13 protein-coding genes are annotated in these 13023 nt (G+C 71.4%); 3 read left to right on the top strand and 10 right to left on the bottom strand.

Annotated elements, in window-relative coordinates; all coding sequences use genetic code 11:
* Positions 1 to 16: 16 nt before the first annotated feature.
* Together TR42_RS05215 and TR42_RS14185 are read right to left on the bottom strand one after the other, a co-directional pair.
* A complete protein-coding gene (locus tag TR42_RS05215; RefSeq protein WP_042213686.1) occupies positions 17 to 523 on the bottom strand; it encodes a MauE/DoxX family redox-associated membrane protein in 507 nt (168 codons plus the stop codon).
* Between the two features lie 104 nt (positions 524 to 627).
* Positions 628 to 2220 carry a serine/threonine-protein kinase gene (locus TR42_RS14185; RefSeq protein ID WP_052405630.1) on the bottom strand — a complete coding sequence of 531 codons (1593 nt, stop codon included), beginning with the start codon at positions 2218 to 2220 and terminating at the stop codon, positions 628 to 630.
* 190 nt (positions 2221 to 2410) lie between these two features.
* Here TR42_RS14185 and TR42_RS05205 point away from each other — a divergent pair, with 190 nt between their 5' ends.
* Positions 2411 to 3574 carry an ABC transporter ATP-binding protein gene (locus TR42_RS05205; RefSeq protein WP_042213684.1) on the top strand — a complete coding sequence of 388 codons (1164 nt, stop codon included), beginning with the start codon at positions 2411 to 2413 and terminating at the stop codon, positions 3572 to 3574.
* A 103-nt stretch (positions 3575 to 3677) separates the two neighbouring features.
* On the top strand, positions 3678 to 5150 hold the full coding sequence (locus tag TR42_RS05200) for a DUF4032 domain-containing protein (protein WP_074789307.1): 1473 nt from the start codon (positions 3678 to 3680) through the stop codon (positions 5148 to 5150).
* Positions 5151 to 5196: 46 nt separating this feature from the next.
* Here the strand turns inward: TR42_RS05200 and rlmB are convergent, their stop codons facing one another.
* From rlmB to TR42_RS05175, 5 genes are all read right to left on the bottom strand, one after another.
* Positions 5197 to 6162, bottom strand: coding sequence for a 23S rRNA (guanosine(2251)-2'-O)-methyltransferase RlmB (gene rlmB, locus TR42_RS05195; protein WP_042213683.1), 966 nt, complete (start codon positions 6160 to 6162; stop codon positions 5197 to 5199).
* A 58-nt stretch (positions 6163 to 6220) separates the two neighbouring features.
* Entirely contained in the window at positions 6221 to 7645 is a 1425-nt protein-coding gene (gene cysS, locus TR42_RS05190) for a cysteine--tRNA ligase (protein ID WP_042213681.1), read from the bottom strand.
* 198 nt (positions 7646 to 7843) lie between these two features.
* Entirely contained in the window at positions 7844 to 8317 is a 474-nt protein-coding gene (ispF, locus tag TR42_RS05185) for a 2-C-methyl-D-erythritol 2,4-cyclodiphosphate synthase (RefSeq protein ID WP_042213679.1), read from the bottom strand.
* Positions 8314 to 9009: a 2-C-methyl-D-erythritol 4-phosphate cytidylyltransferase gene (ispD, locus tag TR42_RS05180; protein WP_143058933.1), complete on the bottom strand. Its 696-nt coding sequence runs from the start codon at positions 9007 to 9009 to the stop codon at positions 8314 to 8316. The genes ispF and ispD overlap by 4 nt, the downstream gene beginning before the upstream one ends.
* On the bottom strand, positions 9006 to 9488 hold the full coding sequence (locus TR42_RS05175; RefSeq protein ID WP_042213676.1) for a CarD family transcriptional regulator: 483 nt from the start codon (positions 9486 to 9488) through the stop codon (positions 9006 to 9008). Before TR42_RS05175 ends, ispD begins: the two co-directional genes overlap by 4 nt.
* A gap of 173 nt (positions 9489 to 9661) precedes the next feature.
* Here TR42_RS05175 and TR42_RS05170 point away from each other — a divergent pair, with 173 nt between their 5' ends.
* Positions 9662 to 10123: a hypothetical protein gene (locus TR42_RS05170; protein WP_042213674.1), complete on the top strand. Its 462-nt coding sequence runs from the start codon at positions 9662 to 9664 to the stop codon at positions 10121 to 10123.
* Positions 10124 to 10217: 94 nt separating this feature from the next.
* On the opposite strand, the gene pstB is transcribed toward TR42_RS05170, so the two are convergent.
* From pstB to pstC, 3 genes are read right to left on the bottom strand one after another with little or no spacing between them, the layout of a single operon-like run.
* Entirely contained in the window at positions 10218 to 10997 is a 780-nt protein-coding gene (gene pstB, locus TR42_RS05165; protein ID WP_042213672.1) for a phosphate ABC transporter ATP-binding protein PstB, read from the bottom strand.
* A 19-nt stretch (positions 10998 to 11016) separates the two neighbouring features.
* A complete protein-coding gene (gene pstA / locus TR42_RS05160) occupies positions 11017 to 11979 on the bottom strand; it encodes a phosphate ABC transporter permease PstA (protein WP_042213670.1) in 963 nt (320 codons plus the stop codon).
* The gene (pstC, locus tag TR42_RS05155) at positions 11979 to 12977 is read right to left on the bottom strand and encodes a phosphate ABC transporter permease subunit PstC (RefSeq protein WP_174435458.1); all 999 of its coding nucleotides are present in this window, start codon (positions 12975 to 12977) and stop codon (positions 11979 to 11981) included. The genes pstA and pstC overlap by 1 nt, the downstream gene beginning before the upstream one ends.
* Between the last annotated feature and the right edge of the window lie 46 nt (positions 12978 to 13023).

Below are 13023 nucleotides of genomic sequence, written 5' to 3'. Positions count from 1 at the left end.
CTTTAGTGGACGCCCGTCACGCCGCCCGCATCCACCCGTCGAGCGAGAAGCGGCTGCGCGGCCAGATGAGCAGGTAGGTGCCGAGCGCGACGAAGCCCGCACGTTCGAGCATGTGCACAGGGTAGTTGGTGGTGCCCTCGGCGACCTCGCCGCCGCCGCCGAAGCAGCCGCAATCGATGCTGAGGCCGTGCGCCCAGGCCCAGATCACGCCGGTCACGAAGGCGGCCATCATCACCAGCCACACCACGGAGGCCAGGCGGGTGAACAGGCCCGCGAACAGGAACACCGCGAGCAGCAGCTCGAAGAACGGGAGCAACGTGCCCACCAGCGGCACGAGGGCCTCGGGCAGGATCTCGTACGCGCGCACCGCGATGATCGACTGCGGGATGTCGACCATCTTGGGGATCGCGGCCGCGACCAGGATCACCGCCATCGCCAGGCGCACCACGGTGCTGAGCCACGGCTGCACCGCCGCCCAGCCGCCGGTCGCCCGCTCCTCGACCTCGACGGTCTCGCTGCTCATCGTCGTACTCCCTCGTGTTGCGATCCTCGCCACGGTACCCGCCCGCGCGGACCCGGCCTGCCCGCCCAACGTCCCGATGCGGCCCGACGTTCCCGCGCCTCCGGTCACCCCCCGGGGATGCCGGAGAGCGGCCACCACCACGCGTCTACCTGCACGTAGATCCCGATGCCGGCGACCAGCGTCGCGGTCATCGCCACCAGCGTCCACGCGGCCGTCAGCCCCCCGGTGGGCGAGACCGCCGCCGCGAGCCGATGCGCGCCGTCCCGGGTGGTCCGCATGAAGGGCCCGTAGGCCATCACGATGATCGCCGCGAGCGCTCCGAGCGCGAGCGCCAGCGCGGTGCCGAAGTAGCGGCCCTCGTCGGACGAGCCCAGCGCATCGGTCTCGACCACCAGCCATCGTGCGCCGACCGCGACGCCCACCCCGACGGCCGCCGCGGTCAGCGCCGCGGGGATGGTCTCCACGGCGGCGCGGAGCACATGCCACGGGAGGCCGATGGTCTGCACCACGGTGTCGGACGTCCTGCGGCGGCCGCGCCGCACCACCGCCGCGCCGATCGCGAGCGCGCGGCGCTGCACCCCGCGCGCGATGATCGCGAAGCCGACCATGACGAGGAACGCGACGAAGGGTGCGAGCGGCGCCGCCGCGACCACCACCACCGCCGCGAGCACCAGGAGCATGCGCCTACGCGGCGGCGGGGTCGGCTCCTCCTCGAGCTCGTCGTGCTCGTCGTGCACGTGCTCGTGGTCGTCGAAGACGCCGTCGAACGGGTCCTCGTCAGCCTCGTGGAAGCCGTGGTCGACGGCATGCTCGCCGCTCGGCAGCACCGTGGTGGGCGCGGTCGCGGCATCGTGCTCGGCCCAGGCCTGCGCGACCGGCGCGACGGCGGTCGGCGCGATCGCGGGCATCACCTCGGTCGCGCCGCTCAGCGCGGCGACCACGTCGCGCATCCCCGGGCGGGCGTTGACGTCGCGGCCGAGCGCGGCACGCAGCACCGCCGCGCCGGGAAGGTCGGGGAGCGTGACGTCGGTCTCGAGCGTGCGGCTGATCGCCCCCGTCCCGGATCCGAAGGGCGCCTGGCCCGTCATCGCGAACGCGACCGTCGCCGCCCACGACCACCGATCCGCCTGCGCCCCGGGCTCCGCGCCGTCGATCACCTCGGGCGCGACGTAGCCGGGCGTGCCGCTCACCAGGCCCTCGCGCGTGAGGCGCGCGTCCTCGGTGCGGTGCGCGAGGCCGAAGTCGATGAGCACCGGGCCGTCGGGCCCGATCATCACGTTGGACGGGGTGACGTCGCGATGCACCACGCCCGCCGCATGCACGGCCTCGAGCGCGGAGGCCGTCCGCTCCGCGAAGGCCGCGAGCGCGTCGCCGGTGAACGGTCCGTGGTGCCGGACATGGTCGAAGAGCGTCTCGCCGGCGACGATCTCGAAGACCACGAAGGTCTCGTCCTCGTCGAGCTCGGCGTCGAGGATGTGGGGGACGGCCGGGTGGCGCAGCGACTGGAGCGCGCGCACCTCGCGGGCGAGCCGGGCCGCCGCGACCTCGTCCTCGCGCGCGTCGACCAGCTTGAGCGCCGCCTCGTCCCCGCCCTCGTCGACCACCCGGTAGACCGAGCCGGAACCGCCCGAGCCCAGCCGGCCGAGCACGCGGTAGCCCCCGACGACGTCGCCTGCCTCACGCTGAAGTCCGGCCATGGACCCAACCTACCGGCGCATCGTGCCCCCTCCACGACGCCCGGGACCACGGGTGGTGTCGGGTCCCGCCCAGCCTGTGTCATGATGGGCGGGCCGGGATGAGCCCGGCAGTGTCAGTGTGGACACCACAACGGCATTTCTTCACTACGGATCGTCCGGCACGTACCTGCCGGTGAAGGGAAACACGGCCATGGCCACCGTTACTTATGACAAGGCGTCGAGGATCTACCCCGGCACCGAGCGTCCCGCCGTCGACTCGCTCGACCTCGAGATCGCAGATGGCGAGTTCCTCGTCCTCGTCGGCCCCTCCGGTTGCGGAAAGTCGACCTCGCTGCGCATGCTCGCCGGCCTCGAGGACGTCGACAAGGGCTCGATCTTCGTGGGCGACCGCGACGTCACCCACGTGCAGCCCAAGGACCGCGACATCGCGATGGTGTTCCAGTCCTACGCGCTGTACCCCCACATGACCGTCGCCGACAACATGGGCTTCGCCCTGAAGATCGCGAAGGTCGACAAGGCCACGATCCGCGAGCGCGTCGAGGCCGCCGCGAAGATCCTGGACCTCACCGAGTACCTCGACCGCAAGCCGAAGGCCCTCTCGGGTGGTCAGCGTCAGCGCGTCGCCATGGGCCGCGCGATCGTGCGTCAGCCGCAGGTGTTCCTCATGGACGAGCCGCTGTCGAACCTCGACGCCAAGCTCCGCGTCCAGACCCGTACCCAGATCGCCGCGCTGCAGCGTCGCCTGGGCACCACCACCGTCTACGTCACGCACGACCAGGTCGAGGCGCTCACCATGGGTGACCGCATCGCGGTCCTCAAGGACGGCGTGCTCCAGCAGGTCGGCACCCCGCGCGAGATGTACGACACCCCGGCCAACGTGTTCGTCGCCGGCTTCATCGGCTCGCCCGCCATGAACCTCTCGACGTTCCGCGTCGAGGACGGCTACGCGCTCATCGGCGACTCGAAGGTCCAGCTGCGTCGCGACACCATCGCGAACATGTCGGAGGCCGATGGCGGCGACGTCATCCTCGGCTTCCGCCCGGAGTCGCTCGACCGCGTCGCGCCGAACACGCCCGGCGCGTTCCCCGTCGAGGTCAACGTGGTCGAGGAGCTCGGCTCCGACGCCTACGTGTACGGCACCCTCCCGACCCCGGTCGCGACCGGTTCGAAGAACGTGGTCGGCGGCGCCGGCGACGGCATCGTCCGCGTCGACCCGCGTGACGTCCCCGGCAAGGGCGACACCATCTGGGTGACCATCCGCGAGGGCGAGCAGCACGTGTTCTCGTCCGCCACGCAGCAGCGCATCTCGACGCACGTCGTCCAGACGGACGCGTCGCGCACGCTCGCCGGCTGATCACAGCGCTTCACCGGAAGGGGCGGTCCCGTCAGGGGCCGCCCCTTTCGCATGCCCGGGCACGGTGCGCCAGGTCCCACGCACCCGTCGTTACGCTGGACCCATGCCGCACATCACTGGCGCCGCCGATCCCGCCCTCATGGAGCTGCCGTGGGAGATCCCGCTCTCGGCCTGGCCCGAGGACGTCATCGCCGCGCTCCCCCGCGGTCTGTCGCGTCACGTGGTGAGGTTCGTCCGCCACGGCTCGTCGGTGCTCGCGGTCAAGGAGACCAACCGCGAGATCGCCTACCGCGAGTTCCAGATGCTGCGCGAGCTCGAGCGCCTCGAGGCGCCGTGCGTGCACGCGGTCGCCGTGGTGACGCAGCGCCGCACCGCGATGGGCGAGGAGCTCTCCGCAGCCCTGGTCACCGAGCACCTGGCCTTCTCCCTGCCCTACCGCGCGCTGTTCTCGACCGCGCTGCGCAAGGGCACGCTCAACCGCCTCATCGACGCGCTCTCGGTGCTGCTGGTGCGGCTCCACCTCAACGGCTTCTACTGGGGCGACGTCTCGCTCTCGAACGCGCTGTTCCGGCGCGACGCCTCGGAGTTCTCCGCCTACCTGGTCGATGCCGAGACCGGCGACCTGCACGACACGCTCACCGACGGTCAGCGCGCGTACGACCTCGACATCGCGACCACCAACATCATCGGCGAGATCCTCGACCTCCAGGCCAACGAGGACCTGGACGAGGGCATCGACCCGTTCAAGATCGGCCAGCGGCTCGAGTCCAAGTACGACAAGCTCTGGGCCGCGCTCACCGCGACCGAGACCTTCGACGCCAACATCCCGTTCCGCGTCGCCGAGCGCGTGCGCGCGCTCAACGAGATGGGCTTCGACGTCGGCGAGCTCGACATGCTCTCGACCCCGGACGGCCAAGGCCTGCGCATCCGGCCCAAGGTCGTGGACGCCGGCTTCCACTCGCGGCGCCTCATGCGCCTCACGGGTCTCGACGTCCAGGAGAACCAGTCCCGTCGCCTGCTCAACGACCTCGACGAGTTCCGGCTCGTCCACCCCGAGATCGGCGAGGACGAGGCCTTCGGCGCGCACGCATGGCTCACCAGCATCTTCGAGCCGACGGTGCGCGCCATCCCGCGCGAGCTGCGCGGCAAGCTCGAGCCCGCGCAGGTGTTCCACGAGGTGCTCGACCACCGCTGGTACCTCGCGGAGGCCGCGGGCGAGGACGTGCCGATGCCGGTCGCGACGGCCTCGTACGTGAAGAACGTGCTGCCGCTGCGCCCCGACGAGCGCGCGGTGCTGGGGCGATCGATCGCGGAGATGACCGCGGAGCTGCCCGCTCTCACCGACGAGGTCGGCACCGAGTTCGAGGCGCGCGACCCCTTCGAGAACGACAACACGTACGCGTGGGGCGAGGTGCCCGAGCCCGAGACCAGCGCGCCCCCGCAGGTGCGTCGCCAGTCGACGCGCATCGCCGCGCCTGAGCGGTCGCCGCTCACGGGCGAGCTCGCGGCCAGGGCCGCGCGCGCCGCCATCGAGGACGAGGACGACGATGCCGCGGCCGAGGAGGCCGGCTTCTAGCGTTCAGCCTCGCGGGACCCCGGGCCTCTGCGGGCCCGGCCCGCCGCTACGCGCGCGCCGCCGCCTTGGATGCCTCGTAGAGCGCTAGCGAGGCCGCGACGGAGGCGTTGAGGCTCTCCGTGGTGGCCGCGATCGGGATCGAGACCACCTGGTCGCACGCCTCGCGCACCAGCCGCGACAGGCCCTCGCCCTCGGCGCCCACGACGATGACGAGCGGGCCGTCGAGCAGGTTCGACTCGTGGAGGTCGACCTCGCCGTCACCGGCGAGACCGAGCACGAACAGGCCCTGCTTCTTGTACTCCTCGAGCGTGCGGACCACGTTGGTCGCACGCGCGACGGGCAGGCGCGAGGCCGCGCCCGCGGACACCTTCCAGGCCGCGACGGTCATTCCGGCGGCGCGGCGCTCGGGGATGAGCACGCCCGACGCGCCGAAGGCCGCCGCCGAGCGCACGATCGCGCCCAGGTTGCGCGGATCCTGGATCCCGTCGAGCGCCATGATGCGCACCGGCGAGGGCGCCTCGAGCAGGTCCTTCGGGTCGGCGTACTCGTACGGCGGGACCTCGAGCGCGACGCCCTGGTGCGGCGATCCGTCGGCCAGCGCGTCGAGCGTCGCCTTGGTGACCTCGCGCACGGTGATCCCCTGCTCGACCGCGAGCGAGACGATCTCGGTGATGCGGTCGTCCGCGTCGATGCGGTTGAAGACGCTCAGCATCGTGGCCTTCATGCCCTCGCGGAGCGCCTCGAGCACGCTGTTGCGCCCCACCACGAGGTCGCTCGCGCGCGAGGTGCGGTCACGCGGGGTGGTCCTGCCCGCAGTCTGGGGCCGCTTGGCGGCCTCCTTCTCGGCGCGCACCTTGGCCTTGTACGCCTTGTGGTTGGGGCGGTCCTCCGCCTTGGGGGTCGGGCCCTTGCCCTCGAGGGACTTGCGTCCGTGGCCGCCGGTGCCGACCTGAGCGCCCTTCTTGGACCCCGCGTTCCGGGTCGCGCCGCGGCGCTTCGAGTTACCTGCCATGACTACAAGGGTAATAGCGGACGATGCGCCCGTCCGCCGCAGCGGTCCCGACGGGTGGTCAGGACTCGGAGGCGAGGGACCAGCGCGCGCCGTCCGCCGCGTCGGCGATGACGATGCCGGCGCCCGCGAGCCGATCGCGGATCGCGTCCGCCGTCGCCCAGTCCTTCGCGGCGCGCGCCTCGGCACGCGCCTGGATGTCCGCCTGCACCAGGAAGTCGAGCGCGGCCATCGCGGCGTCGGAGGCCCCTGCCTTCTCCCCCGCCCACTCGGGCGCCGCCGGGTCGAGGCCCAGCACGTCGAGCATCGCGCGGGCGGACAGCAGCGCGGCGGCGACCGCCGCATCGTCCCCCGCGGTGAGGGCGGCGTTGCCCGCCCGCACGGTCTCGTGGATGACCGCGAGCGCGCGCGGCACGCCCAGGTCGTCGTCCATCGCCTCGACGAAGGCCGCGGGCAGCTCCGCCGTGGCGACCTGCTCGCCCGACACGACCCCGACCTTCTCGGTGGCGCGGCTGACGAAGCCCTGGAAGCGCGCCCACTGCGCCGACGCCTCGTCCAGCGTCTGGGGCGAGTACTCGAGCATCGACCGGTAGTGCACGGCCGCGAGCGCGAGCCGCAGCGCGGCCGGCTCGTGGTGCGCGAGCACCTCGGACACCAGCAGCCCGTTGCCCAGCGACTTGGACATCTTGGTGCCGGACTGCGTCACCCAGGCCGAGTGCATCCATAGGCGGGCGAAGCCGTAGCCCGCGGCCTGCGACTGCGCCTGCTCGTTCTCGTGATGCGGGAACCGCAGGTCGAGGCCGCCGCCGTGGATGTCGAACTCCTCGCCCAGGTAGCGATGCGCCATCGCCGAGCACTCGATGTGCCAGCCCGGGCGGCCGGGGCCCCAGGGCGAGTCCCACGAGGCGGTCTCGGGCTCATCGGCCTTGCGGGCCTTCCACAGCGCGAAGTCGTGCGGGTCGCGCTTCTCCTCGGAGGGCGAGTCCTGGGCCGGGGAGAGGTCGTCGAGCGCCTGGCGCGTGAGCGAACCGTAGCCCGGGAACGAGCGCACGTCGAAGTACACCGATCCGCCCTGCTCGTACGCGTGCCCGTTGTCGATGAGCCGCGTGATCATCTCGAGGATCTCGGGGATGTGGCCGGTCGCGCGGGGCTCGGCGGCGGGCGCCTTGACGCCGACGGCGGCGTACGCGGCCTGGAACTCGCGCTCGTAGCGCAGCGCCCACGCCCACCACTCCCAGCCGGCGTCGGCGGCCTTGACCAGGGTCTTGTCGTCGATGTCGGTGACGTTGCGCACCAGGCTGACCTGGTAGCCCGACCGCTCGAGCCAGCGCTGCAGCACGTCGAAGGCGACGGCGCTGCGCAGGTGGCCCACGTGCGGCGAGCTCTGGACCGTCGGACCGCACAGGTAGATGCTCGCCTTGCCCGGGGTCAGGGGCTGGAAGTCGCGCTCTTCGCGCGTGGCGGTGTCGTACAGGCGGAGGGTCACGCGCCCCAGGCTACCGGGAGCGCGCGCCGCTGCGGGGCCCCGAGCCGGTCGGGACGCTCACCTGCACTTCTGGGGCTCCCGAGCATCGGGCGGGACGCTCACCCACATCTGCTGCGCAGCGGCGCGGATGACTGTCCCGTCCGGTGCAGCTTCGCCCGAGAATGCATGGTGAGCGTCCCGGCCCAGGAGGGCGCGGGGTCAGGCGGCGACGATGAGCGCGGTGGCGATCGCGGCGACGCCCTCGCCGCGGCCGGTGAGCCCCAGCCCGTCGGTGGTGGTGCCGGCGACGGTCACCGGGGCTCCGCATGCCTCGGACAGGGCCGCCTCCGCCTCGGCGCGCCGGGGCGCGAGCCTGGGGCGGTTGCCGATCACCTGGATCGCGACGTTGCCGATCACGAAGCCGGCCTCGCGCACCAGCCGCGCCGACTCCGCGAGCAGCGCGGTGCCGGCCGCGCCCGCCCACTCCGGGCGCGAGGTGCCGAAGTTCGCGCCCAGGTCGCCGAGACCGGCCGCGGACAGCAGCGCGTCGCAGGCCGCGTGCGCCGCGACGTCGGCATCCGAGTGACCCTCGAGACCCTGCTCGCCCGGCCAGGCCAGGCCCGCGAGCCGCAGCTCGCGGCCGCCTCCGAAGGCGTGGACATCCACGCCGATGCCGGTACGCGGAAGGCTCACACCGTCTCCTGTTCCGCGGACAGCGCCGCGATGTGCTCCGCGAGGGCGAGGTCGCCCGCATGCGTCACCTTGACGCCCCACTCGTGGCCCTCGGTCGCGACCACGCGGTAGCCGAGCTCGCGCGCGAGCGTCGCGTCGTCGGTCGCGCCCGAGCCGCCGCGCGCGTGCGCGTCGAGCAGCGCGGCCGCGCGGAAGCCCTGCGGGGTCTGGACGATGCGGAAGCCCGTCCTGTCGACGGGGGCGCCGAGCGCGCCGTCGGGATCGGGCGCGGTGACGAGGGTGTCGACCACCGGCACCACGGGGATCGCCCCGTCCGCGCCTGCCTCGATCGCGTCGATCACGGCCCGCATCGCCTCGACGGGCTGGAAGGCGCGAGCGGCATCGTGCACCAGGACGATGTCGTGGGAGCCCAGCCCCAGCGCGGCGAGCCCGGCGTTGACGGACTCCTGGCGGGTCCCCGCGCCGGGGACGATGCGCACCTCGCCGGCCGCGGCGACCCCCGCGAGGGCGCGCGCGAAGTCCTCGAGGTGGGTGGGAGGCGCGGTCACCACCACACGGGTGGCGACGCGCGCGATCCGGCGCACGGCGTGCGCGACGAGCGGTTCGCCCGCCACGGCGACGAGCGCCTTGGGAAGGTCGGACCCCAGCCGGGTCCCGTAGCCCGCGGCCGTGACGACGGCCGCGACGGTCACGAGGCGAGGACCTCGTCGAGTCGCGCCTCGGCGGCGCCCTCGTCGCACTTCTCCGCGAGGGCGAGCTCGCTCACGAGGATCTGACGCGCCTTGTGGAGCATGCGCTTCTCGCCGGCGGAGAGGCCCTTGTCGGTGTCGCGACGCGACAGGTCGCGGACCACCTCGGCGACGCGGATGACGTCGCCGGAGGCCAGCTTCTCGACGTTGGCCTTGTAGCGGCGCGACCAGTTGGTCGGCTCCTCGATGTAGGGCTCGCGCAGCACGCCGAACACCTTCTCGAGACCCGCCTGGTCGACGACGTCGCGGACACCCACCAGGTCGACGTTCTCCGCCGGGACCTCGATCGTCAGGTCACCCTGCGCCACCTTCAGCTTGAGGTAGGTCTTCTCCTCACCCCGGATGATGCGCTTCTTGATGTCCTGGATCTGGGCCGCCCCATGGTGGGGGTAGACGACTGTCTCGCCAACGACGAAGTTCATGGTGGAGTAATCCCCTTCTCGACGGAGCTCCATTCTACCAGTTCGCAAAACCGCAATAACAGGCGCATTCCGCCTGGCAGCGGGACCGAGGTCCCCGTACGCCTCCCGGGGTGCCCGTCCGGCACGCGGAGCCACTATCCTTCCAGTGACATCACCCCGGAAAGGTCCCCGCCGTGAAGCTCACCGCACGCGCCATCCCGCTCGCCGCCGTCGCCGTCCTGGCCACCGGCTGCAGCGCCGTCAACCCGATCACGACGCAGCAGGCGTACGACGCCTCGGACGGCGTGAGCATCGAGATCGGCGAGGTGACCGGGCTGAACCTGCTCGTCATCACCGAGGCGGAGGGCGCGCCCGCCGTGCTCACCGGCTCGCTGCGCAACGCCGGCGACGAGGACGCGACCGTGGCCGCGAGCGTCGACGGCGCGAGCATCGTCACCGTCGAGATCCCCGCGGGACAGACGGTCCGCCTGGGCGGCGAGGAGGGCGAGACGCACGTCACCGGCACCTCCACCGCGGCGCCCGGCCTGCTGCAGGAGGTCATCCTCCAGACGCAGGACCAGGGTCAGATCGTCGAGTCCGTGCCGGTGCTCGACGGCACGCTGCCCGAGTACGCGCCGGAGCTCGACAACCTGTAGCGGCCGCTCCAGCAGACGCACGAAGGGGCGCCCCGGATGGGGCGCCCCTTCTGCTTGTCCGGGCCCGCCCCTCATGCGGGGCCCGGCACGTCGATCAGCCGAAGCGGCCCGAGATGTAGTCCTCGGTGGCCTTCTCGGACGGCGTCGAGAACATCGTCGGGGTGTCGTTCATCTCGATGAGCTTGCCCGGCTTGCCCGTGCCCGCGATGTTGAAGAAGGCGGTGCGGTCGGACACGCGCGCGGCCTGCTGCATGTTGTGCGTCACGATGACGATCGTGTACTCGTCCTTGAGCTCCTGCATGAGGTCCTCGATCGCGAGCGTCGAGATCGGGTCGAGCGCCGAGCAGGGCTCGTCCATGAGGAGCACGTCGGGCTTGATCGCGATCGCGCGCGCGATGCACAGACGCTGCTGCTGACCGCCGGAGAGCGAGGAGCCGGGCTTGTCGAGGCGGTCCTTGACCTCCTCCCAGAGGTTGGCGCCGCGCAGCGACGACTCGACCAGGTCGTCCGCGTCCGAGCGGGACATGCGCTTGCTGTTGAGCTTCACACCCGCGAGCACGTTCTCCGCGATCGACATCGTCGGGAACGGGTTGGGACGCTGGAAGACCATGCCGACGTGGCGGCGGACCGTGACCGGGTCGACGTTGTCGCCGTAGAGGTTGACGCCGTCGACCAGCACCTCGCCCTCCACGCGCGCACCGGGGATGACCTCGTGCATGCGGTTGAGGGTGCGGAGGAACGTCGACTTGCCGCAGCCCGACGGGCCGATGAACGCCGTCACCGACTTCGGCTCGATCGCGAGGGACACGTCCTCGACCGCCAGGAAGTTCGAGTAGTAGACGTTCAGGTTGTTGACGTCGATGCGCTTGGACACGGTGTCTCCGGGTTCTGGCTCAGCGGCCGGTCTTGGGGGAGAAGAAGCGGGCGATGAGGCGGGCGATGAGGTTGAGGGCCATCACGATGAGGATGAGGACCAGCGCCGCCGCCCACGCGCGGTACTGCGTGATCTCGCCGATGCAGGTGTCGGTCGCACACGGCAGCGCACCCTTCTCGTACTCCGAGATGATGTAGACCGGCAGCGACATCATGCGGCCCTCGAAGAGGTTGAGGTTCATCGAGTCCGTCACGCCGACCGCGACCAGCAGCGGCGCGGTCTCACCGATGACGCGCGCGATCGCGAGCGTGACGCCCGTGGTGATACCGGCGATCGCGGTGCGCACCACGACCTTGAGGACCGTGAGCCACTTGGGCACGCCCAGCGCGTAGGACGCCTCGCGCAGCTCGTTGGGCACGAGACGCAGCATCTCCTCCGACGAGCGCACGACCACCGGGATCATGAGCACGGACAGCGCGACGGCGCCGACGATGCCGAGCTTGGTGCCCGGGCCCGCGATGATCGCGAAGAGCGAGTACGCGAACAGACCCGCGACGATGGACGGGATGCCCGTCATGACGTCGACGAAGAAGGTGATCGCACGCTTGAGCCAGCCGCTGCCGTACTCCACCAGATAGATGGCGGTGAGCAGGCCGATCGGCACCGAGATGACGGTCGCGGCGAGCGTCATGAGCAGCGTGCCGTTGATGGCGTGCGCGATGCCGCCGAACGAGGCCTCCGCGCCGAACACGCCGCGCATGCTCTGCTGCAGGAACTCGAGGTTGAAGCCCGCGTCGAGCCCCTCGGCGTCGGAGATGAAGAAGCGGTCGAGGCCGTTCCTCACCACCGTCACCGCGAGCCAGACCAGCGGTATGACGGCGAGCGCGAACGCGATGTAGATGACGACGGTCATGCCGACGTTCTTGAGCCGGCGCGACGTCGAGAGCGCGCCCAGGGGCGACGAGGCGGTGGTGGGGGTCATCAGTTGGCTCCCGAGAACTCGCTGCGGCGGGACACGACCCAGCGCGCGAGCATGTTCACGAGCAGGGTGATGAGGAACAGGGCGAGGCCCATCGTGATGAGCGAGTTCACACCGAGGGCGTTGGCCTCGGGGAACTGCAGCGCGATGTAGGCGGCGATGGTGTTGTGCTGGTTGGGCTGCAGGATGTGCGACGAGAAGGTGAGTCCGGGGCTGATGATCATCAGCACGGCCATCGTCTCGCCGAGCGCGCGGCCCAGGCCCAGCATCGTCGCGCCGATCATGCCCGAGCGGCCGAACGGGAAGACCGCCATGCGGATCATCTCCCAGCGCGTCGCGCCCATCGCGAGCGCGGCCTCCTCGTGGAGCTTGGGCGTCTGCAGGAACACCTCGCGCGAGACGGCGGAGATGATCGGGATGATCATGATCGCGAGCACGATGCCCGCGGAGAGCGCCACGCGGCCGGTGAAGACCTCGCCGGACTCCGGCGGGGCGAAGAGCGGGATCCATCCGAAGTTGTCCGCGAGCCATTGATAGAACGGCTGCAGGAACGGCACGAGGACCGCGACGCCCCACAGGCCGTAGACCACCGAGGGCACGGCCGCGAGCAGGTCGATGAGGTAGCCCAGACCCTGCGCGACGCGGCGCGGGGCGAAGTGCGAGATGAACAGCGCGATGCCGATCGACACCGGGGTGCCGATGAGGAGCGCGATCACCGAGATCAGCACGGTCCCGTAGACCAGGAAGCCGATGATCTCGAGCAGGCCCTGGCCGTCCTCCGGCTTGATGAAGGAGACCTTGTCGCCCAGGTCGCCGCCCGCGGCGCTGATCGCGGGCCAGGCCTCGACGAGGAGGAAGGTCGCGACGGCGGCCAGCGTGACGAGGATCAGCGATCCCGCGCCGGTCGAGAGGTACTTGAAGATGCTGTTGGCGATCGCCCCGGGGTGGGTGCCGTAGTCGCTCGCGGGCTCTGTCCCCGGCGACTGCTCAGTGGTCGTCACGCGCGCCTCTCCCTTGGTCGTCCGACCATCGTAATGGGCAAGGTGG

The sequence above is a fragment of the Demequina mangrovi genome, assembly GCF_000759715.1.
GTDB lineage: Bacteria > Actinomycetota > Actinomycetes > Actinomycetales > Demequinaceae > Demequina > Demequina mangrovi.
This window is presented reverse-complemented; position numbering and strand designations above follow the sequence as displayed.